The sequence below is a fragment of the Streptomyces sp. NPDC013157 genome, assembly GCF_042899865.1.
In the GTDB taxonomy this organism is placed as follows: Bacteria; Actinomycetota; Actinomycetes; order Streptomycetales; family Streptomycetaceae; genus Streptomyces.
Genome location: NZ_JBIBAK010000007.1, coordinates 377,456 through 403,676, shown reverse-complemented (window position 1 = coordinate 403,676; position 26,221 = coordinate 377,456). Strand labels below are relative to the sequence as shown.

Below are 26,221 nucleotides of genomic sequence, written 5' to 3'. Positions count from 1 at the left end.
TAAGGGGTTATGCCTTTTGCCTGTTGCGGCGGCTGTTGATGAGCATCGATGCCAGGACGAACAGTACGGCGACCAGGAACATGGCCGTACCGATGACGTTGATCTGCACGGGCGTGCCACGCTGTGCCGAACCCCAGACGAACATGGGGAAGGTGACGGTGGAGCCCGCGTTGAAATTGGTGATGATGAAATCGTCGAAGGAGAGCGCGAAGGAGAGCAGCGCGCCCGCCGCGATTCCGGGGGCCGCGATGGGGAGGGTGACCCTGAGGAACGTCTGCGCCGGTCCGGCGTAGAGGTCCCGGGCCGCCTCCTCCAGGCGCGGGTCCATCGACATCACCCGCGCCTTGACCGCGGTGACGACGAAGCTGAGGCAGAACATGATGTGGGCGATCAGGATGGTGTAGAAGCCCAGCTGGGCGCCCATGTTGAGGAACAGGGTGAGCAGCGAGGCCGCCATCACGACCTCGGGCATCGCCATCGGCAGGAAGATCAGCGAGTTGACGGCGCCGCGGGCGCGGAACCGGTAGCGGACCAGCGCGAAGGCGATCATCGTGCCGAGCACGGTGGCCCCGATCGTCGCCAGGGCGGCGATCCGGAGGCTGATGGAGAGCGAGCCGCACATGTCGGCGACCCCGCACGGCTGCTTCCAGGCGTCCAGCGAGAACTGCTGCCATTCGTAGTTGAAGCGCCCCTTCGGTTTGTTGAAGGAGAACACCGTGACGATGACGTTCGGAAGCAGGAGATATCCGAGCGTCAGGAGTCCCGCGATGACGACGAGATTCTTCTTGAGCCAGTTGACGAAGGGCATTTAGACCAGATCCTCCGTCCCGGACCGGCGGATGTAGAGGGTGACCATGGCGAGGATCGCGGCCATGAGGATGAAGGAGAGCGCGGCCGCCGTCGGATAGTCGAGAATCCGCAGGAACTGCGTCTGGATCACGTTTCCGATCATGCGGGTGTCGGTCGAGCCGAGGAGTTCGGCGTTGACGTAGTCACCGGCCGCCGGGATGAAGGTCAGCAGGGTGCCGGAGACCACGCCCGGCATCGACAGCGGGAAGGTGACCTTCCGGAACGTCGTCCACGGCTTGGCGTACAGGTCGCCGGCGGCCTCGTGCAGCCGGCCGTCGATCCGCTCCAACGAGGTGTAGAGCGGCAGGATCATGAACGGCAGGAAGTTGTACGTCAGGCCGCAGACCACGGCGAGCGGGGTGGCCAGTACGCGGTCGCCGGCCGTCCAGCCGAGGAAGTCGGTGACGCTCAGGACGTGCAGCGAGTTCAGGACGTGCACGACCGGGCCGTTGTCGGCGAGGATCGTCTTCCAGGCCAGGGTGCGGATCAGGAAGCTGGTGAAGAAGGGCGCGATCACCAGGATCATGATCAGGTTCCGCCAGCGCCCGGCGCGGAAGGCGATCAGGTAGGCCAGCGGGTAGCCGAGCAGCAGGCAGAGAACCGTGGCCGCCGCCGCGTAGAAGACGGACCGCAGGAACTGCGGCCAGTATTCGCTCAGCGCGTCCCAATAGGTCGCGAAGTGCCAGGTGACCTTGTAGCCCTCTTCCAGGGAGCCCGTCTGGATCGACGTGGAACCCTGGTAGATCATCGGCAGGGCGAAGAAGACGACCAGCCAGAGGATGCCGGGCAGCAGCAGCCAGTAGGGGGTCCACCTGCCGCGCTTGCGCGGGGGCTTCTTCGTCTCGGGTTCGGCGGGCGCCAGGGGCGGGGGCGCCTCGGAGAGCGTGGCCATCAGGCGGCCTCCTCCTCGGTGCCGGCGTCGATGTCCTGGGCGGCGTCGAGGCCGAAGGTGTGGGCCGGGCTCCAGTGCAGGACCACGTCGGCGCCGGGGACGAGCCGTCCGTCGCGCTCGATGTTCTGCACGTACACCGCGAACTCGTCGCAGACCGGGCTGTCGATGACGTACTGCGTGGAGACACCGATGAAACTGGCGTCGACGACCTTGCCGGTGATCCGGTTGCGGCCCTCGGGGATGGAGCCCGCGTCGTCGGCGTGCGTGAGGGAGATCTTCTCGGGCCGGATCCCGACCAGCACCTTGCCGCCGGTCGTGGTCGGCGCCGAACATCGCGCCTCGGGCAGCACCAGCTTCCCGCCGCCGGCCTTGAGGACGATGTCGTCCCCGCTCTTCGTGTCGACCTCGGCCTCGATGAGGTTCGAGGTGCCGAGGAAGTTCGCGACGAAGGTCGTGTTCGGGTTCTCGTAGAGGTCGGCCGGCGAGCCGAGCTGCTCGACGCGGCCCGCGTTCATCACGGCGACCGTGTCGGCCATGGTCATGGCCTCCTCCTGGTCGTGCGTGACGTGCACGAAGGTGATGCCGACCTCCGTCTGGATCCGCTTGAGCTCCAGCTGCATCTGGCGGCGCAGCTTGAGGTCGAGGGCGCCGAGCGGCTCGTCGAGGAGGAGCACCTTGGGGTGGTTGATGAGCGCGCGGGCCACCGCGACGCGCTGCTGCTGGCCGCCGGAGAGCTGGTGCGGCTTCTTGCGCGCCTGCTCGCCCAGCTGGACCAGCTCCAGCATGTCCTCGACCTGCTTCTTCACGCTCTTGATGCCGCGCCGGCGCAGGCCGAAGGCGACGTTCTCGAAGATGTCGAGGTGCGGGAAGAGGGCGTACGACTGGAAGACCGTGTTCACCGGCCTCTTGTACGGCGGCAGATGGGTGACGTCCTGGTCGCCGAGGTGCACGGTGCCGGTGGTCGGCTCCTCCAGTCCCGCGATCATGCGCAGGGTGGTGGTCTTGCCGCAGCCGGAGGCACCGAGGAGGGCGAAGAAGGAGCCCTGCGGCACGGTCAGGTCCATCGGATGTACGGCGGTGAAGCCGTTGTCGTAGGTCTTGCCGATGCCGGTGAGGCGGACGTCGCCGCTGCTGTCTGTCGTCATGGTGTCGTCACGCCCCTGTGAGCTTCGCGAACTTCTGCTGGTAGGCCGTCTCTTCCTTCGAGCTCAGGGAGCGGAAGGCACGGGACTTGGCCTGCATGGCCTTGTCGGGAACGATCAGCGGGTTGGTCGCCGCCGACTTGTCGATCTTGGCGAGGTACGGCTGCACGTCCGCGACCGGACTGACGTAGTTGATGTAGGCGGCGAGTTCCGCGGCCTGCTCGGGCTCGTAGTAGTAGTCGATGAGCCGCTCGGCGTTCGTCTTGTGGCGTGCCTTGTTCGGGATCAGCATGTTGTCGGTCGACGTCATGTAGCCGCTGTCCGGGATGACGTAGGCGACGTCCGGGTTGTCGGCCTGGAGCTGCACGATGTCGCCGCCCCAGGCGACGCAGGCGGCCAGGTCGCCCTTGCTGAGGTCCGAGGTGTAGTCGTTGCCGGTGAACCGGCGGATCTGCCCCTTGTCGACGGCCTTCTGGAGGCGGGCGATCACCGTGTCGTAGTCGTCGTCGGTGAACTTCGCCGGGTCGATGCCCATGTCGAGCATGGTCATGCCGACGGTGTCCCGCATCTCGGTCAGCAGCCCGACCCGGCCCTTGAGCGCGGGGTTGTCGAGCAGGTCGGAGACCGACTTCACCTCGACGCCGTTCAGCGCCTTCTTGTTGAAGGCGACGACCGTCGAAATGCCCTGCCAGGGGTACGAGTAGGCCCGGCCCGGGTCCCAGTCGGGGCTGCGGAACTGGTCCGACAGGTTGGCGAAGGCGTGCGGCAGGTTGGACGCGTCCAGCTTCTGGACGTAGCCGAGCCGGATCATCCGGGCGGCCAGCCAGTCGGTGAGGACGATCAGGTCGCGGCCGGTGTCCTGGCCGGCGGCGAGCTGCGGCTGGATCTTGCCGAAGAACTCGTCGTTGTCGTTGATGTCCTCGGTGTACTTGACCGTGATGCCGGTCCGCTTGCGGAACGCGTCCAGCGTCGGATGTTTCTTCCCGCTGTCGTCGACGTCGATGTACTCGGGCCAGTTGGAGAAGTTGACGACCTTCTCCGTGGCCGAGTGGTCGTCGGCGGAGACGCCGCCCTGGGACTTGCCGGCCGCGGGGATGCCGCAGGCGCTCAGCGCCCCGACGCCGCCCACCGCGAGCGCGCCGCCCAGGAACGACCGGCGGGCCAGGGCGGCCCGGCCGGTGCGGAGACTGCGCCGCATGGCGGCCACTTCGACCGGGGTAGGGCGGTCGGGCTCGTACTGCCTCATGCGCTAGATGCCCTTTCGGGAAGACGGCCGTTCACCGAGCGGCCGGAGCTGTGACTATCGGTCCCCGAAGATCGTGCGGTGCCAGTCCTTCCGCGGCACCGCCGTATTGTCGAACATAACGTGCTTGACCTGGGTGTACTCCTCGAACGAGTACGCCGACATGTCCTTGCCGAAGCCGGACGCCTTATAACCGCCGTGCGGCATCTCACTGATGATCGGAATGTGGTCGTTGACCCACACGCACCCCGCCTCGATCTCGCGGGTCGCGCGGTTCGCCCGGTAGACGCCGCTGGTCCACGCGGAGGCTGCCAGACCGTACGGGGTGTCGTTGGCCAGCCGGATCCCCTCATCATCACTGTCGAACGGCAGGACGACCAGCACCGGCCCGAAGATCTCGGACTGGACGATCTCGCTGTCCTGCGGCGCGTCGGCGATCAGGGTGGGCCGGTAGTACGCGCCGCTTTTCAGCTCGTCCTGCGGCGGCTCGCCGCCGGTCACCACGCGCGCGTAGCCGCGCGCCCGCTCCACGAACCCGGCGACCCGGTCCCGCTGCGCGTGCGAGATCAGCGGCCCGAGATCGGTACCGGGCGCGAACGGGTCCCCCAGCCGCACGGTCTCCATCAGGGCGGCCGTCCGCTCCACGAAGGCCTCGTAGAGCGGCCGCTGCACGTACGCGCGGGTGGCGGCGGTGCAGTCCTGCCCGGTGTTGATGAGGGCGCCCGCGACGGCGCCGTTGACGGCCGCCTCCAGGTCCGCGTCGTCGAAGACCACGAACGGCGCCTTGCCGCCGAGCTCCAGGTGCAGCCGCTTCACGGTCGCGGTGGCGACCTCGGCGACCCGCTTGCCGACACCGGTGGACCCTGTGAAGGAGGTCATGGCCACGTCGGGGTGGCCGACGAGGTGCTCGCCGGCCACCTGCCCCGTCCCGGTGACGATGTTGATCACACCGTCCGGGATCCCGGCGAGCGTGGCGGCCTCGGCGAAGAGGAGGGAGGTCAGCGGGGTCAGCTCGGCGGGCTTCAGCACGATGGTGTTGCCTGCGGCGATCGCCGGGAGGATCTTCCAGGCGGCCATCTGGAGCGGATAGTTCCAGGGCGCGATCGACCCGACGACACCGATGGGCTCGCGGCGGATGTACGACGTGTGGTCACCGGAGTACTCGGCGGCGGCCTGCCCCTGCAGGTGCCGGGCGGCACCGGCGAAGAACGCGGTGTTGTCGACGGTCCCCGGCACGTCGAACTCGCGCGTCAGCTTCAGCGGCTTGCCGCACTGGAGGGACTCGGCACGGGCGAATTCCTCGGCGCGGTCGGCGAGCACGGCGGCGAACCGGTGCAGCGCGTCCGACCGGTCGCCGGGCGTGGTCGCGGCCCAGCCGGGAAAGGCGGCGCGGGCGGCGGCCACGGCCCGGTCGACGTCCTCGGTTCCGGCCAGCTCGTACGTGTACACCTCCGCGCCGGTGGCCGGGTCGACGACGGCGTGCGTACGACCTGACGTCCCCTTGGCGAACCGGCCCGCGATGTACTGCGCGCCGCCCGCGAGCCGCTCCTGCGCGGGGAAGGTCTCCGGGGTGGCGGTGCCCGGGTTGTCCATGTCGCTTCTCCTCCGCCGTCACCCCGCCCCGAGAGGCGGGTGGCGTAGCTCCGGCTCGATTTGACTGCCGATCCTGACAGAGCAAGGGACTGCCAACAAGTGATTCCGTTGTTGCCTTTTGGTTACGCGACGGAATCTGTCGACCAGGTGTCGAGTCAGCAGAGAAAAGGCGGGACGGAGTGTCAGTGGTGGCTGCCAGACTGGCGTGCATGGCGAAGATCGATTCTGTGGAGGCCCTGATCGGGGCGGTCCAGGCGGGGGCCAGGATCAAATACCTGCACTTCTGGGGACACCGACCGAGGCCCGACGGGCAGGTCTCGGCGAGCTGCCTGAGCCAGTGGTGGCCGTCACCCTTCGTGGTCGACGGTGTGGAGTACGCGACCGCCGAGCACTGGATGATGGCGGGAAAGGCCCGGCTCTTCGGGGACGCGGAGGCGGAGCGCGCGGTCCTCGCGGCGACACACCCCGCCGCGGCCAAGAAGGCGGGCCGACTGGTCCGGGGCTTCGACGAGGCGACATGGCAGCGGGAGCGCTTCGGCATCGTGGCCGAGGGCAGCGTCCACAAGTTCACCGCCGACGCCGGGCTCCGTGACTTCCTGCTGGCGACCGGCGACCGCGTCCTGGTGGAGGCCAGCCCGCTGGACCGGGTGTGGGGCATCGGCCTGGCCGCGACAGACACGAGGGCAGAGGCCCCGGAGAAGTGGAGGGGGCTGAACCTCTTGGGCTTCGCGTTGATGGCGGCAAGGGAGCGCCTGGAGACAGAGGGGACTGCTTCCGTCTGAGGGGCGCGGGAATTCTGCCCGACGGGACCAGCCCCGCCCAAAGGGGCGCGGGACTCCGCCTGACAGGACCGGTCCTGCCCAAAGGGGCGCGGGACTCCGCCCGACAGGACCGGTCCTGCCCAAAGGGGCGCGGGGCTGTATCTGAGATGCGGCTCCGCCGCGTGGGCGCGACCAGCCCCACGCAGCCGCACCCGGACGACGACCTCTATTGGTTTCCCTGGCTCCCCGCCACCACGATCAGCGTGATGAACGCCGCCGCGAGCACCAGCCCCGCCGACCCGCAGATGATCCCGGCCAGCGCCTGCCCACCGTTCGTCGCCTGACCTCGTCTCACCCGAGCCCGCCCGATCGAACCCAACACAATGCCCAGCACCCCCAGCACCAGCGCGACCGGCGCCAGGCAGAACCCGATCGCGCTGATGATGCCGGTCACCATGGCGGCCGTCCCCAGCCCGTTGTCGGGCGCCGGCTGCATCCCCGGCCACCCCCCGTACCCCCCGGGCCCGGCCGGGTACGACGGCAGCGGCCGGCCGGGATAGCCGTACCCCGGCGCCGGAGCACCGCCGGGATACCCGTACGGCACCGGCCCCGGCCCGTTCGGGGCGATCGGCGGTGGCGGCACCGCCGCACTCCGCGGCTGCTGCGCCGCAGGCGGGGCGTAGGGGTTGGGCGGCGGTCCGGCGGGATCCGGCGCGGCGAAGGGGTTCGACCGCGGGACCGGCCGCGCGTCGGCGGGCACCGCTTGAGGGCTGGCCCACCCCTGGGGCGGCGGGGCGGCGGACGGCCCGGGTATCGCCGCCGCCGTCCGCTGCTCATGGACCGGCGGCGGTACCTCCGACGCCTCCGGCCCGGCCCCCTCCCCGGCGGCCTCCCCCTTGTCCAGCCGTACCTTCGGAGCCTCCGGCATCTCGTCAGCCATCGTGCGATGTCCCCTCTCCTGCGCGCATGCCGCCGTCATGCTACGGCCCGGCCCTCCGCCGATCCGCGGCCCGGCCTACGATGACCCCGAGTCACCGATCAGCCGATCACCGCGCAGGGCCCCACGGCCGTACCCCGCCGCAGGCGGCCCGCGCCGTTCCGGGGAGGAACCCTTGACCGACCGCCACACCGACCCCGCCGCCCTGCGCGACCCGGGCGACGCGCACGACGTGCACGCCTTCATCGCCGGACTGCCCAAGGCCGAACTGCACGTCCACCACGTCGGCTCCGCCTCCCCCCGCATCGTGTCGGAACTGGCCGCCCGGCACCCCGACTCCAAGGTCCCGACCGACCCCGAGGCCCTGGCCGACTACTTCACCTTCACGGACTTCGCCCACTTCATCGACGTCTACCTCTCGGTCGTCGACCTGATCCGCACGCCCGAGGACGTGCGGCTGCTCACCTACGAGGTGGCCCGCGACCTGGCCCGCCAGCAGGTGCGCTACGCCGAGCTGACGATCACCCCGTTCTCGTCCACCCGGCGCGGGATCGACGAGCGGGCCTTCATGGACGCGATCGAGGACGCGCGGAAGGCGGCGGAGGCCGAGTTCGGCACGGTGCTGCGCTGGTGCTTCGACATCCCGGGCGAGGCGGGTCTGGAGGCCGCCGAGGAGACGGCACGGCTGGCGACCGACGACCGCCTCCGCCCGGAGGGCCTGGTCTCGTTCGGTCTCGGCGGCCCCGAGATCGGCGTGCCGCGGCCGCAGTTCAAGCCGTACTTCGACCGGGCGATCGCGGCCGGCCTGCGCTCCGTCCCGCACGCGGGCGAGACCACCGGCCCCGGCACGGTCTGGGACGCGCTGACCCACCTGCACGCCGAGCGCATCGGCCACGGCACCAGCTCCGCGCAGGACCCGAAGCTCCTCGCCCATCTCGCCGAGCACCGCATCGCGCTGGAGGTGTGCCCGACCTCCAACATCGCCACCCGCGCGGTCCGCACCCTCGAAGAGCACCCGATCAGGGAGTTCGTGGCCGCGGGTGTCCTGGTCACGGTCAACTCCGACGACCCGCCGATGTTCGGCACCGACCTCAACAACGAGTACGCGGTCGCCGCCCGTCTCCTCGGCCTCGACGAGCGCGGCCTCGCGGACCTCGCGAAGAACGCGGTGGAGGCGTCCTTCCTGGACCTGACGGGCAAGGCGAGGATCTCGGCCGAGATCGACGCGTACACCAAGGCGTGGCTCGCCCCCTGACGCGGCCCTGCGGAACCTCTGCGGAACCCCTGCCGGCCCCTGCGAACATGGACCCATGCAGACCGTGACCGCCGTGGCCCACCGCGGCGACCCCTACCTCTTCCGCGAGAACACGCTCGACTCCCTGCGTTCCGCGCTCCACCGGGGCGCGGACGCGGTGGAGACCGACGTACGGCTCACCCGTGACGGCGTTCCCGTCCTCCTGCACGACGACACGCTCAAGCGGCTGTGGGAACACGACCGCCCGCTGCGCTCCCTGTCGGCGGACGAGGTGTGGGGCCTCACCGCGGGCGGTGTCCCGACCCTCGCCGAGGCGCTGGCGGCGACGGAGGGCAGCCGGGTGATGCTCGACCTGCCCGGGGAGCCGGGCGAGCGGGCGGTGGCGCGGATCGTGGCCGTGGCCCGGGAGTGCGATGCGACAGACCGCGTCTACTACACGGGGGACGCCGTCACGATGCTGGCGGTCCGGGCGGCCGACCCGTCCGCCGAGATCGCCCTGACCCGCAAGAGCCTGGCCCCGACCCGCCCCGCGCTCCTGGCCGCGATCCGCCCGCGCTACCTGAACTACCGCTTCAGCCTGCTCGATCCCGAACTGGTCGAGCACATCCACCACACCGGTTACCTGGTCTCCTGCTGGACCCCGGACACCCGCCGCTCGATGCGCCGCCTGCTGAAGATGGGCGTCGACTCCATCACGACAAACAGGGTCGGGCTTCTCAACACCCTGCGCGAAAGTGCGCCCCTTTAGGGGCGCGGGGAACTGCGCGCCAAGCCCCGGCCGGCCCGCACCAGACGCTCGGCGAAGTGCCGGGAGATGCCGTCTGCCGTCCGCCGTCTGCCGTCTGCCGTCTGCCGTCTGCCGCACCGTCGTGGCTGGTCGCGCAGTTCCTCCCCCAGCCTCCGGCCGGGGGTACCCCCGGCGCCCCTGACGGTCGCCGGGCCCGCTCAGACCCGCGATCTCTGCCCCACCGTCGCCGGATCACTGGGCACCGACCTCGTCACGTACTGCGGAACCGGCGCCGCGTCCGTCCCGTCGTCCCGCACCAGCCCGTACCGGATCGCGCCCTCCGGAGGCCCGTACAGCACGTCCTTCTCCACCGCGTCCCAGGACGACGGGAAGACGCTCACCCCGTAGTCGGCTCCGCGTTCGTTCACCGTGAACGTGACGCTGCCGTCGACGTAGTAGTACTCGTTCTGCCACATCTGCTGCGCGCCGGCGGGCAGCACGGCGTACCCGGTCGAGGAGCTGCCCATCCCCGTCGCGGACGTGTCCGTCGTACTCACCCGGTCGTCCATGCGCCGCCCGCCGGCCGAGGCCACATGGAAGATCTTCCCCTTCAGCCCGGTCCAGGACGGCATGACCAGGCTCCCGGCCCGGTACTGCGGTGAGATCTGCCAGCGGACCAGCACATAGCCCTGTCCGCTGAGCGTCACGCCGTCACCGCGGTGGTTCAGCACCGCGTGCGCCCCGCCGCTGCTGGTGATCCCGCCCTCCGGCCGGTGCGGCAGCGCACCGGGCTTCGCGTCCGGGTCCGGCGCCGTGTCGACCGCGTCGACGACCGAGCCGTAGACCGCCGCGCCCGCCGAAGCCGACGGGGACGCAGACGCAGACGCAGACGGCGAGGTGGAAGGGGACGGCGAGGGAGTGGTCACCGGCGCCTGCGGTACCGCACGTGAGACGGCCGCCGTCGGCGACACTGCGGTCCGCGGTGCCGGGTCGTGCGGTGTCTGTACGACGACGTACGCGCCGCCCGCCACGATCGTCGCCCCGGCGGTCACCGCCACGGCCGGCTTGGTCAGCGCACCGAGCACCTTCGCCGACCACCCGGCGGACGTCGCGGAGGTGGCCGCCACCGCCGTCTTGCCGCCGAGCGCCAGCGACAGCGTGAAGCCGACCGGCACCGGGACCAGGGCGATCCCGACCAGCAGCCGCTCCGCCGGTACGACGGAGTCGCGGGTGTCGCCGCAGTAGCCGCAGCCGCGGATGTGCCGGGCCAGCCGCTTGCGCCAGACGGAGTCGGGCCGCCCGTCCCAGCGGCCGGTCAGCTCGCGCAGCCCGGGGCAGGCCCCGTCCAGCGCGCGCACGATCCCCCGCGAGGTCTCCAGCCGCTCCTTCATCCGCTGGACGCGGACGGCGGCGTGCTGCCGGCTGATGCCGACGGCCGCCGCCAGTTCGCGCCGGGTGAGTTCGCCGGAGACCTCCAGCCACCACAGCGACACCAGCTGCCGGTCCTCGGCGTCCAGCCAGCGCACGGCCTCCGCGACCTCCCGCCGCTGGCCCTCCAACTGGAGTCGCAGCACGGTCAGTTCGGCGAAGTCGGCGGTGCCGTCCGGGACCGCCTCGTCCAGTTTCCGGTCCTGCCTGCGGCGCGCCCGGTCCCGGATCTGCCGCATGGCGATGGCCACCAGCCAGGACCGGAAGCTGTCCGGGTCGCGCAGGGTGCCGAGGTTGTCGACGGCGCGCAGCATGGTCTCCTGGACGACGTCGTCGACGTCGGCGTGGCCGTTGAGGGCACGGCCGACCACGTTGTAGACCAACGGCAGCCAGCCCGCGACCAGTTCGTCCAGGGCGCGCCGGTCGCCGGCCTGCGCGGCCGTGACCGTGGCCCGCCACTGCCGTGACACCGGCACGTCCGTCGTCCTCATAACCGCACCCTCTCAGCCGGGGCGGTGGCCTTGGCAATGTCGGGGATCACAGTGTGGAGACGGAGTGTGGGGTTCCGGGATAACACTTTTTCGCCTTGCCGGGGCCCGGGACCTGGGCCGGACCCTCGTCTGCTCCGTCGACGCGACCGACGCGAAGGGCGAGGACACCGACCCGGTCGCCCAGCCGACAGCGCCGGCCGCGGTCAAACAGGCCAGGCCGGGGGGCGGGCGGCCGGGTGCCGTCCGCCTCCGTGAGTACATCGCTCTGGTACCCCGGTACCACTCACCGGCCGAAGATTCCCCCGGGGTCCCAGGGCCCGCGGCCCGCCCGCTCCTACCTTCGACAGCGGACCCCGCGCCGGGACCGGCCGCGGCCGAGTGCGAGACAGGAAGGCCCAGCTCCATGATCGAAGCGCGCGAACTGACCAAGCGCTACGGCGACAAGACCGTCGTCGACCGTCTGAGCTTCACCGTGAAGCCGGGCGAGGTGACCGGCTTCCTCGGCCCGAACGGCGCGGGCAAGTCCACCACCATGCGGATGATCGTCGGCCTGGACGCCCCCACGCAGGGGTCGGTCACCGTCAACGGCCGTTCCTACGCCCGGCACTCGGCGCCCCTGCAGGAGATCGGCACCCTCCTGGAGGCCAAGTCCGTCCACCCGGGCCGCAGCGCGGTCAACCACCTGATGGCGCTCGCGTACACGCACGGCATCCCGCGCAGCCGGGTCGACGAGGTGATCGAGCTGGCCGGGCTGACGAGTGTGGCCGGCAAGCGGGTCGGCGCGTTCTCGCTCGGCATGGGCCAGCGGCTCGGCATCGCCTCCGCGCTGCTCGGCGACCCGGCGATCGTGATGCTCGACGAACCGGTCAACGGCCTCGACCCCGAGGGCGTCCTCTGGGTCCGCAACCTGCTGCGGCAACTGGCCGACGAGGGGCGGGCCGTGATGCTCTCCTCGCACCTGATGAGCGAGACCGCGCTGATCGCCGACCACCTGGTGATCATCGGCCGGGGCCGGCTGCTCGCGGACACCACGGTCGACGACTTCACCCGGGAGGCGGGCGGCGGTGGCGTGAAGGTCGTCACCGGCGAGCCCGCGGAGCTGCGCTCGCTGCTGGCCGGTCCCGACGTCACGATCACCTCCTCGTCCGCCGAGGAGCTGCTGGTCGCGGGCCGGGACGCCCGGGAGATCGGCACGATCGCCGCGCTGCACGGCGTACCGCTGTACGAACTCACCCCGCAGGCCGTCTCCCTGGAGACGGCGTTCATGGACCTCACCCGGGACGTGGTCGAGTACCAGAGCGCTCCGGCCGGCACCGCACGAAAGGCCGCCTGATGACCGTCACCCGCATCGCCCCCGCCCGCCCGGCCGCGTACAAGGTCACCGGCGCCCGGGTGCTGCGTTCGGAGTGGGCCAAGTTCTGGTCGCTGCGCTCCAGTTGGATCACCCTCTCGGTCGCCGTGTTCCTGCTGGTCCTGTTCGGGACGATCGCCGGCTACACCTACACCGCGGGCGCCGCGGCGGGCGGCCCGCCCGGCCAAAGCAGCGGCGACAGCGACGCGGTCAGCCTGGCCCTGACCGGCGTGACGTTCGCGTCGCTGGCCGTGGGCGTGCTCGGGGTGCTGCTGTCAGCGGGCGAGTACAGCACCGGGATGGTCCGCTCCACGCTCACCGCCGTCCCGCGCCGCCTGCCGGTGCTGTGGGCGAAGGCCGTCGTGATCGGCCCGATCGCCCTGGTCCTCACCACGCTCGGCGCGCTGGCCGCGTTCGGGCTGGGCGCACCCGGCCTGGACGGCGAGAAGATCTCCCTGTCGCTCGGCGACGACGGGGTGCTGCGCAGCCTGGCCGGGGCGGGCCTCTACCTCGGTCTGGTCGCCGTCTTCGGTGTGGCCCTGGGCGTGCTGCTGCGCAACTCCGCCGGGGCCATCGCCTCCCTGGTCGGCATCCTGCTCATCCTGCCCGGGCTGGCCTCGCTGCTGCCCGACTCCTGGTACGACACCCTCAGCCCCTACTTCCCGAGCAACGCGGGCCAGGCGGTCTACGCGCTGCACCAGTCCTCCGACGCCCTCTCGCCCGGCGCGGGCATCGCCGTCTTCGCCGGCTGGGTGGCGCTGGCCCTGGCCGGGGCGGCGTACCGGCTGGTCAGGACCGACGTCTGACCCCGGCCCGGCAGACGAGGCACCTCTGGAACCGAGGACAATGGTCGGCATGAGTCCGCCGCACCGCGCGGCAGCCGCCGGGGACACCGCCCGGGGGACGGCGAGCACGCCGTCCCCCGGGTTCGACGCGGCCTGGGCGCATCCGCTGCTGGGCCGGATGCTGCGCGACCGCAGCCGCAGGCGGCAGCTGGACCGGCGGCATCCGTGGCTGCTCGACACCGCGACGGTGCTGTTCATGGTGCTGGTCAGCCTGCCCGACCTGCTGATGGTCGACCACGGGCCCTCCTTCGGCGACGAGGCCGCCCGGGACGCGCTGCCGCCCGGCGTCCTGTACGCCCTCGTAGCCGCGCTGGTGGTACCGCTGTGGTGGCGCCGCCGGGCTCCCGCCGCCGTGTACTTCACCATCCTCGCCGTGAACCTGGCCGAGTGGTCGGCGGGGGTCTGGCAGCGGGCGGCCGCCGCCACGCTCGTCGCCCTCTACACGCTGGCCCGCCACGGCTCCCTGCGGGTGCTGGGCTGGGCGGTCGGGCTGACGGTCGGCGCGCTCGGTCTGGGCGCCTACGGCCTGGCGCCGGTCGACCATCCGCTGCTCGGCGCCTTCTTCCTGCTGGGCACGCTGACCGCGGCGGTCGCCGTCGGCCTGACCGTCCGTATCCGGGGGCTGTACCTGGCGGCCCTGGAGGACCGGGCCCGGCAACTGGAGATCGAACAGGAGCAGCGGGTACGGCTCACCGCCGCCGCCGAACGCTCCCGGGTCGCCCGGGAGATGCACGACATCGTCGGCCACAACCTCTCCGTGATGGTCAGCGTCGCCGACGGCGCGGCGGTCCTCGCCGGCAGCCGCGGCGAGCGGTCCGCGGAGGCCCTGCGGATCCTCGGCGACACCGGCCGGCAGGCGATGAGCGAACTGCGCCGGGTCCTCGGCGTGCTGCGCGAGGGCGCCGACGACGAGCGGCCGCTCGCGCCGCAGCCCGGCATCCGGGACCTGGCCTCGCTGCTGGCCCGGGTCCGGGCGGCGGGGCTGCCGGTGACGTACCGGACGACGGGCGACCCGGACGCGCTGGGCGACGGTGTCCAGCTCACCGTCTACCGGATCGTCCAGGAGGCGCTGACCAACACCCTCAAGCACGCCGGGCCCGGCACGTCCGCCGAGGTGACGGTCACCGTCGCGGCGGGTGAGGTACGGGTCCGGGTCGCGGACACCGGCGCGGCGCCGGAGCCGTCCGAGGGCACCGGCGGCGCCACCGGGCACGGCCTGGTCGGTATCCGGCAGCGGGCCGCGATGTACGGCGGCACGGTCGTCGCCGGGCCGCGCGAGGGCGGCCCCGGCTGGCTGGTCGACGTCGCCCTCGACGTACCCTCCGCGGCACCGGCTTCGGGAGAGAACCTGTGACGACCGTACTGATCGCCGACGACCAGCCCCTCCAGCGGATGGGCGTGCGGATGCTGCTGGAGGGCACCCCCGGTCTGGAGCCGGTCGGCGAGGCCGGGCACGGCGCGGCGGCCGTCCGGCTCGCCGCCGAGCTGAGGCCCGACGTCGTCCTCATGGACATCCGGATGCCCGGCATGGACGGCCTGGAGGCGACCCGGCGGATCGTCGCCACCGGCGGCCGCACCCGCGTCCTCATCGTGACCACCTTCGACCTCGACGAATACGCGTACGACGCGCTGCGCGCCGGGGCCGGCGGCTTCCTGCTCAAGGACGCCCGCCCGGAGGAGCTGGTCGCGGGCATCCACGCGGTGGCGAGCGGCGACGCCGTGGTGGCGCCCTCGCTGACCCGGCGCCTCCTGGACGCCTACGCCCACCGGGTCCTGGCGCCCGCTTCCCCGGTCGAGGACCCCCGGCTGCGCTCGCTGACCGACCGGGAGCGCGAGGTGCTGGTCGCCATCGGCCACGGCTGGAACAACACGGAGATCGCCGAGCGCCTCGTCCTCACGGAGTCGACCGTGAAGAAGCACGTCGGCCGGGTCCTCGCCAAGATCGGGGCGCGCGACCGGATCCAGGCCGTGATCGCGGCGTACGACGCCGGACTGGTCCGGGCCAAGTAGCCGGCCCCCCCTCTCCCGGTGCGGCGGTCCCAGGCGTAGCATGTGAACGAAACAGTTTCGTTCACGGAACGGACCTCGCATGGAGAAGACAGGCACGGTCTCCGTACTCGTCGTCAACGACCAATCCCTCCAGCGCCTCGCCCTGCGCATGCTCCTCACCGCCGAGCCAGGGCTGACGGTCGTCGGGGAGGCGGCGGACGGGGACGAGGCGATCCGTGCGAGCGCCGCGCTCCGCCCCGACGTCGTCCTCATGGACAGCCAGCTGTCCCGGGCGGACGCCATCGACACCATCCGGCGCATCGCCCGCCCCGCCGCCCGGACCCGCACCCCCTCCCCCGGCTTCGGCGGCGAGCCCGCGGCCGCCCCCCGCGGCTCCCGGGTCCTGATGCTGACCGCGGCCGAGCAGGAGGCGGACGCCTGGGCGGCCCTGCGGGCGGGCGCCGGCGGCTTCCTGCTCAACGACGCCGACCCGGCCGAACTGACCGCGGCGATCCGGGTGGTGGCCGCCGGCGACGCCGTCATCACGCCCGGCCTGACCCGGGCGCTCATCGACGCCGTCCGCCAGCAGCACACCGTCCGCCCGCTCCCCCGCACCTCGGGGCTCGGCACCCTCACCGGGCGCGAACGCGACGTCCTGATCGCGGTGGCCTCCGGGTGGACCAACGCCGAGATCGCGCAGTGGCTGTCCATCGCCCCGACCACCGTGAAGACCCACGTCAGCAACGTCCTCGCGAAGATCGGCGCCCGCGCCCGGGTGCAGGCGGTGGCCTTCGCCTACGAGTCGGGGCTGATCCGGCCGGCGGCCTGAGCCGCGGACGGCGGCGGCTCAAGCGGGTCCGACGGATTCCGCCGCGGTTCGGCAGCGCCCGGAAGGGGCGCGGGGCCGTACTCATATGCGGCTCCGCCGCGTGGGCACGACCAGCCACGGCGGCCCCGCAGGCGGCAGACGGCAGACGGCGTATCGCGGCACCTCCAGCGACCCGCCGTGGCTGACCGGCGGCCGGGGCCGGGGCACGGTCGGCACGAGTTCCCCGGAAGCGACCCGGAGCGTCCCGCACGCGATCCTGGAAGCGATACGGAAACGCCAAGGAGCCGATCATGACGACCCAGTGGAATTCCGGCGAGGGGCGCATCGAGACCACCGCCCGAGGCCGCGCCGTGCTCTCCCAGCCCCGCCTCAACCGGGGCACCGCCTTCACTCCCGAGGAGCGGCGGATGCTGGGCCTGGTGGGCCTGGTGCCGCCGGCGGTGCTGACCCTGGAGCAGCAGGCCGAGCGGGCGTACCAGCAGTACGCGGCACAGCCGACGGACCTGGCCAGGAACGTCAACCTCACCGCGCTGCACGACCGCAACCAGGTGCTCTTCTACCGCCTGCTCTGCGACCACCTCGACGAGATGCTGCCCATCGTCTACACCCCGACGGTCGGCAAGGCGATCCAGCGCTACAGCAACGAGTACCGGCGCCCGGCCGGCGTGTACCTGTCGGTGCACGCCCCGGAGGAGATCGAGGGCGCGCTCACTGCCGCCGGTCCGGGCCCGGACGACGTGGACCTGATCGTCGCCACGGACGGCGAGGCGATCCTCGGCATCGGCGACTGGGGGGTGGGCGGCATCGACATCTCGGTGGGCAAGCTCGCCGTCTACACCGCCGCCGCCGGCATCGACCCGAACCGCACCCTCGCGGTCATGCTGGACGTCGGCACCAACCGCCAGGAGCTCCTCGACAACCCGCTCTACCTCGGCAACCGGCACCCGCGCGTGGACCGGGAGACGTACGACGCCTTCATCGACGCCTACGTCACCACCGCCCGCCGGCTCTTCCCGCACGCCCTGCTGCACTGGGAGGACTTCGGCCCCGCCAACGCCCGCCGCATCCTGGAGCGTTACCGCCCGACCGAGTTCACCTTCAACGACGACGTGCAGGGCACCGGTGCCGTCAACCTCGCCGCCGTGCTCTCCGGGGTGAAGGCCAGCGGCACCCCGCTGCGCGACCACCGGGTCGTGATCTTCGGCGCGGGCACCGCCGGCATCGGCATCGCCGACCAGCTGCGGGACGCCATGGCCGCCGACGGCCTGACCGCGGCGGAGGCCACCTCCCGCATCTTCGGCGTCGACCGTCACGGCCTGCTCACCGAGGACCAGCAGGACCTGCGCGACTTCCAGGTCCGCTACGCCCGCCCGGCCGCCGAGGTCGCCGGCTGGCAGCGGGACGAGAAGGTGGGCGGCATCGCGCTCGCCGAGGTCGTCGCACGGGTCCGGCCGACGGTCCTGATCGGCACCTCCGGGCAGGGCGGCTCCTTCACCGAGGAGATCGTCCGTACGATGGCCGCCCACGCCGAACGGCCGATCATCCTGCCGATGTCCAACCCGACGGACCTGGCCGAGGCGGTCCCCGCCGACCTGCTGGCCTGGACCGACGGCCACGCCCTGATCGCCACCGGCAGCCCGTTCCGCCCGGTCGAGCGGGACGGGGTCCGGTACCTGATCGGGCAGGCCAACAACGCGCTGGTGTTTCCGGGCCTCGGCCTGGGCGCGATCGTCGCCCGGGCCACCCGGGTCACCGACGGCATGCTGGTCGCCGCCGCGCACGCCGTGGCCGGGCAGACCGAGGCCGACGGCCCCGGCGCGCCGATCCTGCCCCTCACCGACCAGCTGCGCGAGACCTCGGTGGCGGTCGCCGTGGCGGTGGCCCGCGCCGCGGCCGCCGCCGGGGTGGCCGGCACGACCGTCGACGACTCCGTCGAGAAACGCGTCAGGGCCGCCATGTGGCAGCCGGTCTACCCGCCCGTCAAGGCCGTCTGACCCGGCCCCGTCGGCGCCTCCGCCCGGCTACCGGATCCCGGGACCGGGGCCGTGCCGCTCGTCTCCGCGGTCATCGCCGCGTTTCTGCCTGCTGACGGTGGTGTGCCCGGCGCTGCCGGGTGAGACGCGGCCGCGCGGGTCTCACCGGCACGGGCACGGACGTCCCGGCACACGCCCCTCACCCGCGCCCGGCGGGAGCGGTACGGACGTCCGCGCCCGGGCGCGGTGCGAGGGCGGCCGCGGCCTCGTCCGCGGAGTAGGCGGAGGCGAAGGTGAAGGCGCGCGCCGAGGGTCCGTGTGCGCGGAGGTCGGCCAGCCGTTCCAGGGCCTCGCCGGTGCTCGGAAGGTGACCGGCGGGGACCCACCAGAGCACCATGTGCGCCTCGACGTGCCGCTCGAACCACTCGCGCCGGCGCCGCAGGACGTCCAGGTGCTCGCTGCGGTAGGTGAAGCCCCACAGCGTCTCCTGGGTCTCCCACACCGTCAGGTTGACGATGACGTCCTCGCCCGCCGGGCGCAGGGCGGTGGCGTCGTCCGCCCCTTCCTCCACGAGCCGCCACACGAAGCCGGGCGCTTCGTCGGCGGCGGCGTTGACCGTGTCGAGCATCTCGACGAACGGCGCCATGCGCGGGTCGTCCAGGGGGAAGCGGAGCGTGGCGACGTTCAGCTGGGCGAGGTGGGCTGCGTACGCGGATGCGGTCATGGCCTCATACCAGCACGCACCCCCTTCTATGTCAATCTTCGTTGTTTTTAGAGTTCTTCGTCAGCGGCCTCCACCACCACGCAGCACTCGCCCGGCCGGGCGGCCATGCGGGCCCGGACCGCACCGCCGGTACCGAGCAGCCCCTCCAGCAGGGCGAGGTTCATCCCGCAGACGAGCGGCGGGAAGCGTTCGGCGACGGCATGGAAAGGGCAGTTGCGCATCCGGACGACGGCCGCGGCCCCGGCGGCCTCCAGGTGCGGTTCGTATCCGCGGGCCGCGAGCGTCTCCATGGCCTCTTCGAGGCCGCCACAGGGTGCCGCCGAGCCCCGCAGGGCCTCGCCGCGACGGCGTGCGACCGCACAGAGCCCGGCGTCCAGCCCCGCCTGCTCGGCGGCTTCGGCGAGCAGCTCGGCGGCGGTGCGGTAGTCGCGGGCGGGCAGCGACACCGCCCGCTCCTCCCGGGCCCGCGTGTACACCTTGGCCGGCCGGCCCGCGCCCGGTCCCGAGCGCCCGGTCAGCCGCCGGCTGCCGGTGTCGAGCAGCCCGGCCTCGGCCAGCCTGTCCAGATGGTGCGCGGCGAGCGTGCGTGCCACCCCGGTCGCCTCGGCGGCCTCGTTACGGCCGACCTCGCGGCCCTGCGCGGCCACGTACTCGTACAGCCGACGTCGCACCGGATCCTGCAACGCCGCGATCGCGTCGATGTCGTTCACCCGGCCATTCTAGGAACAACACAGGTTGGAGATAGAGCGGGCCGGGTTTGGACGAGGTCCGTCGCCGTCAGACCGCGGACGACGCGTGGCCGGGACACGCACGGCTGGGACAACCCATGGCGGCGGGCCGCGCGATGACGGGCAAATGACGGTCCCGATGACGGCCAATTGAGGGATTCGGGGGCTTCACCAAATCCCATCCCGACCCTAGCGTTGCGACCACGTGAGCGGGCTGGCCGTTGACGGTGCGCGACCGGTCGGCGCGTCGGCCACGGCCGCGTTCCGACAGTTTCCTGAACGGGGAGGGCGATGGCGCCCGTGGAGTTGCCGGTCGACGGCCGGAGGCGGAGCCGCGGTGCGGCCGGGGCCGCCGGGTCCAGCCGGGAGCCGCGCCGCCCCTCGGACGACGGACCGGCCGCCCGCCACCCGCTCTTCCACCACCCGGACGCCCTCCGCACCCGCCCCCGGACGGGTATGACGCACCCGGCGACGACTCCGGTCCTCGTCGACGCCGCCCCAGGCGTCGCCGCCCCAGGCGTCGCCACCCCCCACTGGAACCACCGAAAGGCCACGGCATGACCACCCCACAGCAGAACCGGATCGCCGGCGCGCCCATCTCCTGGGGCGTGTGCGAAGTGCCCGGCTGGGGCTACCAGTTGACGCCCGAGCGGGTGCTGAAGGAGATGCGCGAGGTCGGCCTGGCCGCCACCGAGTTCGGCCCCGACGGGTTCCTGCCCGCCGCCCCGGAGGCGATGGCCCGCGTCCTGGCCGACCACGACCTGCACGCCGTCGGCGGCTTCACCCCGCTGCTGCTGCACGTCCCGGGCCACGACCCGCTGCCCGAGGCGGAACAGCTCCTGGCGAACTACGCCGCCTCGGACGCGGAGGTCCTCGTCCTGTCCGCCATCACCGGCCAGGACGGCTACGACTCCCGCCCCGAACTCGACGCCGACGGCTGGAAGCTGCTCCTGTCCAACCTCGACCGGCTGACCGCGCTGGCAGCCGAGCGCGGGGTACGGGCCGTTCTGCACCCGCACGTCGGCACGATGATCGAGAACGGCGACGAGGTCCGCCGGGTCCTGGAGGACTCGTCGATCTCCCTCTGCCTGGACACCGGCCACCTGCTCATCGGCGGCACCGACCCGGCGGAGCTGACCCGGCAGGCCCCCGAGCGGATCGCCCACACCCACATGAAGGACGTGGACGCCTCCCTCGCCGCCAAGGTCCAGTCCGGCCGCCTGACCTACACCGACGCCGTCCGCGCCGGCATGTACCGCCCGCTGGGCGCCGGAGACGTCGACGTCCAGGCCATCGTCACCCACCTCACCAGCCGCGGCTACGACGGCTGGTACGTCCTCGAACAGGACACCATCCTCACCGCGGAACCCAAGGAGAAGGGCCCGGTCGAGGACGTGTGGGCCAGCGCCGAACACCTGCGCTCGGTACTGCGCGGCGCCGCGTAGCCCCGCAGGCGCACCGCGGCGCGGGCGGGCGGTGGATCCGGTGGCTCCCGGAAGGCACCAGCGGGCCTGGGCCGGGACGGACGAGGCGAAGGGCGGACGAGGCGAGGGGCGGACGAGGCACATGCACACCGAGGATCTGCTGGCCACCTGCTGGACCACGGCCGGCGCCGCCGACCCGGCCGGCGCCGACCAGCGCAGTCCGCTCGGCCTCCGGGAGCGGGCCGAGGCGGCGAGCGCGGCCGGGTTCCGGGGTTTCGGGCTGCTCCACGCGGATCTGCTGGTCGCCGAACGCGAACACGGGCTCGCGGGCATCCGGTCGATCTTCGAGGACGACGGTCTCGCGCACATCGAGCTGGAGGCCCTGGCCGGCTGGTGGGCCGACGGCCCCCGACGGGCAGCCTCGGACGCCGTCCGCCACGACCTCCTCAGGGCCGCCGAGGCGCTCGGCGCCCACCATCTCAAGATCCACGGCGATGTCGAGGACGGGCCGTTGCACCTCGACACCTGGGCCGGGGAGTTCGCCGCCCTGGCGGCCCAGGCGGACGCCGTGGGGCGGGCCTGGCCGTCCTCGCCGGTGACCGGGTGGTCCAGGCCGGTGCGGTAGCGGCCGGTGCGCTCGCCGGGCGCGAAGTGCACGGGCGGCGGGGAGAGGCAGGTCCAGGTGACGTCGTCGCCGAGGCCGAGGCAGGCGTCGAGGGCCTGGATCTGGCCGACGGCGTACGGCTTGAACTCCTCCGGGAAGCCGGGCGCGTCGAAGAAGCGCACACCGTCGGCGCCGAGGAGGCTCGCCCCGCCGCCCATGTGCAGGATGCGAGGCCCGGCCGGGGCGAGGGACCGCCCGGCGGAGGCGACGGACGCCACGGCATCGGTGTACAGGCGCGCATCGGGTCCGCCGACGGTCAGCACCAGCGCGTCGGCGTCCTTGCCCAGGTCGGCGACCGTCCCGGCATCGGTGACGTCGCCGGACACCAGCCGCACCCCGCCGGGCACCGAAGCGATCCGGGAGAGGTCCCGGGCCACCGCGGTGACCTCGTGACCACGGGCGGCGGCCTCGGCGGCGACACGGGAGCCGGCCTTTCCGGCGGCTCCGAACACCACGATCCTGCTCATCGTCCTTGCCCGACTTCGGCAAGTTCTTCACCCGCCACACCGGCACGACACCGGGCGCCTTCCGCCGCACCCACCACGCCGCGCAGTGAGCGGCCGTATCCAGGCGTCGACTCGATCCACCTGCCGGTTCAGGCCGTACGAGGCGGTCAGCAGCATCTTCTTGGCGAGGTCCCCGCAGGGCGAACGCGTTGCCGAGTTCGCCGAACGGCAACAGGCGAGGCGCGTGTGGCCGTGACGGGGCTGCCAGCTGTCAGGCTTTGCCGAGCAGGCGCCAGATCTGGTTCTTCTTGGTGCTCAGCGCGCTCGCCGGATCGCAGGTCCACTGGTGGATCAGCGCGCCGGCCGTGGTGGAGACGTTACTGACGTCGACGCACTTGCCGCTGTGGACGGCGACGATCTGGTAGTCCTTGCCGTTGCCGAGCGCGGTGACGGGGTCGAGGGTGAACTGCTGGTTGGTCCCGCCGTTGCAGGTGTACTGGATGACGGAGGCGCCGTCGGCGGTGGAGGCGCCGGAGACATCGAGGCACTTGCCGCTCAGCTCGTCGACCACGGTGTAGGTGTTGGTCTTGCCGCTGACCGGCTTGAGGTCGAGCATCTGCTGGTAGCCGCCCTCGCAGTAGTACTGCTGGTACTGGGTGCTGTTGGCGGTGCTCAGGTTGGTGTCGTCCAGGCACTGGCCGCTGTTCTCGCTGACCGCGACCGTGGGGATGGTGGTGTCGGAGGGGGGGAGGAGGGTGACGGTGTAGCCGTCCTTGGCGTTGCTCCAGGGGATGTTGACCGAGGCGGCATCGTTGCCGACGCTCAGCGTGGTGTCGGCGATCGTCTCGGGGCCGGCGACCGCGGCGCCGTTGTTGTACGGGACGCGCTGCACCACCGCGCGCACCTGACCGTTCTCCACCACCGACGTGGTGTTCAGGCCGGTCAGCTTGACGGTGACGGTACCGGTGTTGCCGCTGCTGCCGAGGAGGATCTTGGCGTTCGCGGCGGCGTTGTCCTTGGTGGCCAGGCCGTCAGTGCCGGTCCCGGGGACCAGGTTGACGATGCTGCCGCTCTGGGAGCCGTAGTAGCGGTACATGAACCACTCACCCAGCGGCAGGTACTGGCCGGCGCTGTTCTTCGTGAGCAGGTTGGCCTCGTCGTCGTGAAGGCCGGTGCCGGAGGCCCAGTTCCCACGAAGGCCGTCGGCACCGGCCCGTTCCAGGCGGCCGATGAACCAGGCGCCGCCCCCGGGGGACTGCATGGACAGGGTGGCGTACTCGTTGATCTGGTAGGGGCGGGTGTTGGTGAGTCCGGCGGCGGCGAGGGTGGAGTTGGCACGGCCGACGTCGGTGGCGGGGTCGCCCGGCTCGTCGTGCCAGCTGTAGATGTCCGGGGCGACGTTGTTGGCCTTGATGTAGTTCAGGTAGGTCGTCCACCAGGTGTTGGACGAGTTCGGCTGGCCGGCGATACTGGGGCCGACGATGAGCTGGTTCGGGAAAGCGGCCCGGACCCGGGCGTGGAAGCGCGACCACATCTGCAGGTACTGGGCTTGCGAGGGCTTCCAGAACCCGGCGCCGTCGGGCTCGTTCCACAGGTCCCACTCAACGGTCATGTTGTTGGCCTTGACGTCGCCTATGAGCTGGGTGACGAAGTTGTCGAACTGGGTCCAGTCGCCGTTGTCGCCAGGCCAGCCCTGAGTGGTGGTGCCGTCCGCGCCCCACAGGTCGTGCGGCAGCAGCACGAACGTGCCGCCGAGGGCAGCGGTCCGCTTGTACTGGGCCAGGGTCGAGTTCCAGCGGGTCTGGTAGTCGGCGAGACTGGTGGCGTAGCCACCGCTGTTGAGCTGCGCGCCGCCGGCCCGCATGAAGTGCCACTTGATGTCCTTGAAGAAGTGGTCCTGCGGGAGTGAGCCGTCCGGCGTCATCCCGTAGATCATTCCGGAGGCGTGGTAGGTGGGCGCGCCTCCGGCGGTGGCGAAGTCGACGGTGACGCTGGTGTCGGCGGCCTGGGAGGGAGCGGCGGGCACCAGGGTCGAGGCCAGGGCAGCCGTGAGGACGGCGAAGGTCGACACTGCCCGGCGTCTGGTGCGGGGCGCGGTTCCGGGGAGCGTTGTGGGTGACTTCATTGTGCGGCTCCTGGGGAGGGGAGGAAGAACCGGGACCTCTGGGGCCCCGGGGCTGTGCGGACGACGACCGGTCAGCGGCCGTCTCGGTGCGCGTGCGCTTCCGCGAGCAGGAGGTAACTGCTGGCGGTCCAGGTGTAGGCGCGGTCGCGCAGACCCGTTCCGGTGAGTGCGTCGAAGTTCTCGGCGAAGCCGTGGGTCTCGCACAAGGCGCGGAAGCGGGCGCTGATGTCGTCGGCCAGGCGGTGGTGGCCGGCGCGGCGCAGGCCGTCCTCGACGAGGATGGTGGCGGGTGCCCAGATGGGGCCGCGCCAGTAGCCGTCGGCGAGGTAGTGCGGCGAGGTGGTCAGTTCGGTGGCCAGGCCGTGCGGCGTGAGATGAGCCTTGATGCGGTCGGCGAGCGCAATGCCGACCTCGGCAGGGAGGTGCTCGCCCAGCACGATGGGCATCAGGTCGAGGAGGCTGGTGCTGCTCCAGGTCGCCCCGGTGCCGACCCCGCGGGTGACGAAACGGTCGCCGGTCCACAGCTGCTCGAACAGCGCGGCCTGGATGCCCTCGGCCGTACGAGTCCACCGCCCCGCCTCTTCCGTCCTGCCCACTTCTTCTGCCAGGTCGGCGAGTTCGTGCAGCTGCAGGACGAGGAACGCGGCCAGGTCGGCGCTGACGACCACTCGCTCGGGGTCGAAGGTGGTGGCGTTGTCCCATCCGCTGTCGTTGCCGTGCTGGTAGTAGGGGAGTTCGTCAGCGGGGGCACGCCTGGCTGTGAGCCAGAAGTTCGTCCAGCCCTCCAACCGCTCGTAGCTCTCGAGCAGTTCGGCCTGGCTTGGTGGCGTCGGCAGGCGACGGCGCAGGTGGCCCAAGGCCCAGCCGTGAATGGGTGGCTTGACGAAGTTGTGCAGGACCTCGGAGTGGGTGACGGAGTCGGGCAGAGCGCCGGTGGCGTCCTGGTGGTCGAAGGGCAGGTGGAACTGGTCCCAACCCAGTTCCGGCCGGCCCGACGTCAGAGCAAGGGCGTTGAAGCAGTGGTCCCAGCTCCAGACCTTGTCCATCCAGTGCTTGGACATCAGTACGGCGGGCCGGGTGACGAGCCCTGTCGGCCGTACGGTCGCCGACCAGATGACGTAGGCGGCGAGTTCGGCTGCCGGAGTGGCGGCCGAGCGCCAGGGTGCCACCGCGTCGACGAAGCTCGCGAACGCGCCCCGTGCGGTCTCCACGATGTCGTCGAAGGCGGCTGAGGTCGCGTACCGCGGGCGGGCAGTGTCGAGTTCCTCGATCGCGATCTCCCAGGGCCCGTCCGCCGTGACCGCGACGCCGCGGTCGGCGCTGCCCAGGGCCTGGGTTCCGGTGGTCTCGGCGATGGTTCCGGACAACAGGGTCACGCGGTAGCGGCGCCCGGTCTCGTACGAGGTGAACACGTGGGCGCCCGCCGCCGGGTCGTGGAAGAGGTACGTGCCGCTGAATGGCGTCAGGGTGCGAGCGGCGGCGAACACGCCGATGCCCAGGCCGCTTCCCCGCAACCGCACGGTGTCCGGCGACTCGTAGGCGAGGTCGACGCGCCCGCTCTCGCCGATCCAGCTCAGCAGGCCCGGTGCCGCCGCGACACGGGTCTCGGCGCGGTCGCCCGTCGTGGGGTCCGAAGGGACCAGGCGCAAGACGCCGTGCATGCCGTTCTGGTGCGAGACGAGGTGCAGGTCCTCGGCATACGTCTTCTCCGCGATCACGGGAGATATGTCGAACCATGATCCGTACGTGCTGAACGGGATGTCGTGGACGGAGAATGCCGGGCCGGGTCGGGCGGCGGTCATGTG

Annotated in this window: 23 protein-coding genes and 1 pseudogene; 12 read left to right on the top strand and 12 right to left on the bottom strand. The window is 71.9% G+C overall.

From position 1 onward, the window contains the following. Positions 1–7: 7 nt before the first annotated feature. From ACFY6U_RS23300 to ACFY6U_RS23280, 5 genes are read right to left on the bottom strand one after another with little or no spacing between them, the layout of a single operon-like run. A complete protein-coding gene (locus ACFY6U_RS23300) occupies positions 8–808 on the bottom strand; it encodes an ABC transporter permease (protein WP_390041016.1) in 801 nt (266 codons plus the stop codon). Further along, the gene (locus tag ACFY6U_RS23295; protein ID WP_390041014.1) at positions 809–1,741 is read right to left on the bottom strand and encodes an ABC transporter permease; all 933 of its coding nucleotides are present in this window, start codon (positions 1,739–1,741) and stop codon (positions 809–811) included. It abuts the gene before it with no gap. After that, the gene (locus ACFY6U_RS23290; protein ID WP_390041012.1) at positions 1,741–2,886 is read right to left on the bottom strand and encodes an ABC transporter ATP-binding protein; all 1,146 of its coding nucleotides are present in this window, start codon (positions 2,884–2,886) and stop codon (positions 1,741–1,743) included. Before ACFY6U_RS23290 ends, ACFY6U_RS23295 begins: the two co-directional genes overlap by 1 nt. A 7-nt stretch (positions 2,887–2,893) precedes the next feature. Further along, a complete protein-coding gene (locus ACFY6U_RS23285; protein ID WP_351492366.1) occupies positions 2,894–4,129 on the bottom strand; it encodes a spermidine/putrescine ABC transporter substrate-binding protein in 1,236 nt (411 codons plus the stop codon). Between the two features lie 54 nt (positions 4,130–4,183). After that, the gene (locus tag ACFY6U_RS23280) at positions 4,184–5,719 is read right to left on the bottom strand and encodes a gamma-aminobutyraldehyde dehydrogenase (RefSeq protein ID WP_390041010.1); all 1,536 of its coding nucleotides are present in this window, start codon (positions 5,717–5,719) and stop codon (positions 4,184–4,186) included. Between the two features lie 209 nt (positions 5,720–5,928). On the opposite strand from ACFY6U_RS23280, the gene ACFY6U_RS23275 reads away from it, so the two are divergent. Next, entirely contained in the window at positions 5,929–6,501 is a 573-nt protein-coding gene (locus ACFY6U_RS23275) for an NADAR family protein (protein WP_390041008.1), read from the top strand. A gap of 205 nt (positions 6,502–6,706) precedes the next feature. Here the strand turns inward: ACFY6U_RS23275 and ACFY6U_RS23270 are convergent, their stop codons facing one another. Further along, a complete protein-coding gene (locus tag ACFY6U_RS23270) occupies positions 6,707–7,420 on the bottom strand; it encodes a DUF4190 domain-containing protein (RefSeq protein WP_390041006.1) in 714 nt (237 codons plus the stop codon). 37 nt (positions 7,421–7,457) lie between these two features. On the opposite strand from ACFY6U_RS23270, the gene ACFY6U_RS23265 reads away from it, so the two are divergent. After that, positions 7,458–8,672 carry an adenosine deaminase gene (locus tag ACFY6U_RS23265; protein ID WP_390041004.1) on the top strand — a complete coding sequence of 405 codons (1,215 nt, stop codon included), beginning with the start codon at positions 7,458–7,460 and terminating at the stop codon, positions 8,670–8,672. Positions 8,673–8,727: 55 nt separating this feature from the next. After that, the gene (locus ACFY6U_RS23260) at positions 8,728–9,420 is read left to right on the top strand and encodes a glycerophosphodiester phosphodiesterase (protein ID WP_390041002.1); all 693 of its coding nucleotides are present in this window, start codon (positions 8,728–8,730) and stop codon (positions 9,418–9,420) included. 197 nt (positions 9,421–9,617) lie between these two features. On the opposite strand, the gene ACFY6U_RS23255 is transcribed toward ACFY6U_RS23260, so the two are convergent. Beyond that, positions 9,618–11,318: an RNA polymerase sigma factor gene (locus tag ACFY6U_RS23255; RefSeq protein ID WP_390041000.1), complete on the bottom strand. Its 1,701-nt coding sequence runs from the start codon at positions 11,316–11,318 to the stop codon at positions 9,618–9,620. A gap of 403 nt (positions 11,319–11,721) precedes the next feature. Between ACFY6U_RS23255 and ACFY6U_RS23250 the strand changes: the two genes are divergently transcribed. From ACFY6U_RS23250 to ACFY6U_RS23225, 6 genes are all read left to right on the top strand, one after another. Beyond that, entirely contained in the window at positions 11,722–12,651 is a 930-nt protein-coding gene (locus ACFY6U_RS23250) for an ABC transporter ATP-binding protein (protein ID WP_390040998.1), read from the top strand. After that, positions 12,651–13,475 carry an ABC transporter permease gene (locus ACFY6U_RS23245; protein ID WP_390040996.1) on the top strand — a complete coding sequence of 275 codons (825 nt, stop codon included), beginning with the start codon at positions 12,651–12,653 and terminating at the stop codon, positions 13,473–13,475. The genes ACFY6U_RS23250 and ACFY6U_RS23245 overlap by 1 nt, the downstream gene beginning before the upstream one ends. Positions 13,476–13,524: 49 nt before the next feature. Beyond that, a complete protein-coding gene (locus ACFY6U_RS23240; RefSeq protein ID WP_390040994.1) occupies positions 13,525–14,868 on the top strand; it encodes a sensor histidine kinase in 1,344 nt (447 codons plus the stop codon). Then, the gene (locus tag ACFY6U_RS23235) at positions 14,865–15,524 is read left to right on the top strand and encodes a response regulator (protein WP_390040992.1); all 660 of its coding nucleotides are present in this window, start codon (positions 14,865–14,867) and stop codon (positions 15,522–15,524) included. Before ACFY6U_RS23240 ends, ACFY6U_RS23235 begins: the two co-directional genes overlap by 4 nt. Before the next feature lie 79 nt (positions 15,525–15,603). Then, entirely contained in the window at positions 15,604–16,332 is a 729-nt protein-coding gene (locus tag ACFY6U_RS23230) for a LuxR C-terminal-related transcriptional regulator (protein WP_390040990.1), read from the top strand. Between the two features lie 290 nt (positions 16,333–16,622). Continuing rightward, a complete protein-coding gene (locus ACFY6U_RS23225) occupies positions 16,623–18,326 on the top strand; it encodes an NAD-dependent malic enzyme (RefSeq protein ID WP_390040988.1) in 1,704 nt (567 codons plus the stop codon). A 178-nt stretch (positions 18,327–18,504) separates the two neighbouring features. On the opposite strand, the gene ACFY6U_RS23220 is transcribed toward ACFY6U_RS23225, so the two are convergent. Together ACFY6U_RS23220 and ACFY6U_RS23215 are read right to left on the bottom strand one after the other, a co-directional pair. After that, positions 18,505–19,029, bottom strand: a complete 525-nt coding sequence (locus tag ACFY6U_RS23220; RefSeq protein WP_390040987.1) for a DUF3291 domain-containing protein — start codon at positions 19,027–19,029, stop codon at positions 18,505–18,507. A 47-nt stretch (positions 19,030–19,076) separates the two neighbouring features. Next, complete coding sequence (locus ACFY6U_RS23215) at positions 19,077–19,739, bottom strand: helix-turn-helix transcriptional regulator (RefSeq protein WP_390040986.1); 663 nt, start codon at positions 19,737–19,739, stop codon at positions 19,077–19,079. 309 nt (positions 19,740–20,048) lie between these two features. Between ACFY6U_RS23215 and ACFY6U_RS23210 the strand changes: the two genes are divergently transcribed. The 3 genes from ACFY6U_RS23210 (at position 20,049) to ACFY6U_RS23200 (ending at position 21,806) form a co-directional block, all read left to right on the top strand. Beyond that, positions 20,049–20,318, top strand: coding sequence for a hypothetical protein (locus tag ACFY6U_RS23210; protein ID WP_390040985.1), 270 nt, complete (start codon positions 20,049–20,051; stop codon positions 20,316–20,318). Further along, entirely contained in the window at positions 20,315–21,202 is an 888-nt protein-coding gene (locus tag ACFY6U_RS23205) for a sugar phosphate isomerase/epimerase family protein (protein ID WP_390040984.1), read from the top strand. The genes ACFY6U_RS23210 and ACFY6U_RS23205 overlap by 4 nt, the downstream gene beginning before the upstream one ends. 121 nt (positions 21,203–21,323) lie before the next feature. After that, positions 21,324–21,806 carry a hypothetical protein gene (locus tag ACFY6U_RS23200; RefSeq protein WP_390040983.1) on the top strand — a complete coding sequence of 161 codons (483 nt, stop codon included), beginning with the start codon at positions 21,324–21,326 and terminating at the stop codon, positions 21,804–21,806. A gap of 23 nt (positions 21,807–21,829) precedes the next feature. Here the strand turns inward: ACFY6U_RS23200 and ACFY6U_RS23195 are convergent. From ACFY6U_RS23195 to ACFY6U_RS23185, 3 genes and pseudogenes are all read right to left on the bottom strand, one after another. Next, positions 21,830–22,312 (bottom strand): annotated as a pseudogene (locus tag ACFY6U_RS23195) (NAD(P)-dependent oxidoreductase); the annotation flags it as partial. A gap of 250 nt (positions 22,313–22,562) precedes the next feature. After that, positions 22,563–24,416, bottom strand: a complete 1,854-nt coding sequence (locus ACFY6U_RS23190) for an RICIN domain-containing protein (protein ID WP_390040982.1) — start codon at positions 24,414–24,416, stop codon at positions 22,563–22,565. A gap of 71 nt (positions 24,417–24,487) precedes the next feature. Then, on the bottom strand, positions 24,488–26,218 hold the full coding sequence (locus ACFY6U_RS23185; protein ID WP_390040980.1) for an amylo-alpha-1,6-glucosidase: 1,731 nt from the start codon (positions 26,216–26,218) through the stop codon (positions 24,488–24,490). Between the last annotated feature and the right edge of the window lie 3 nt (positions 26,219–26,221).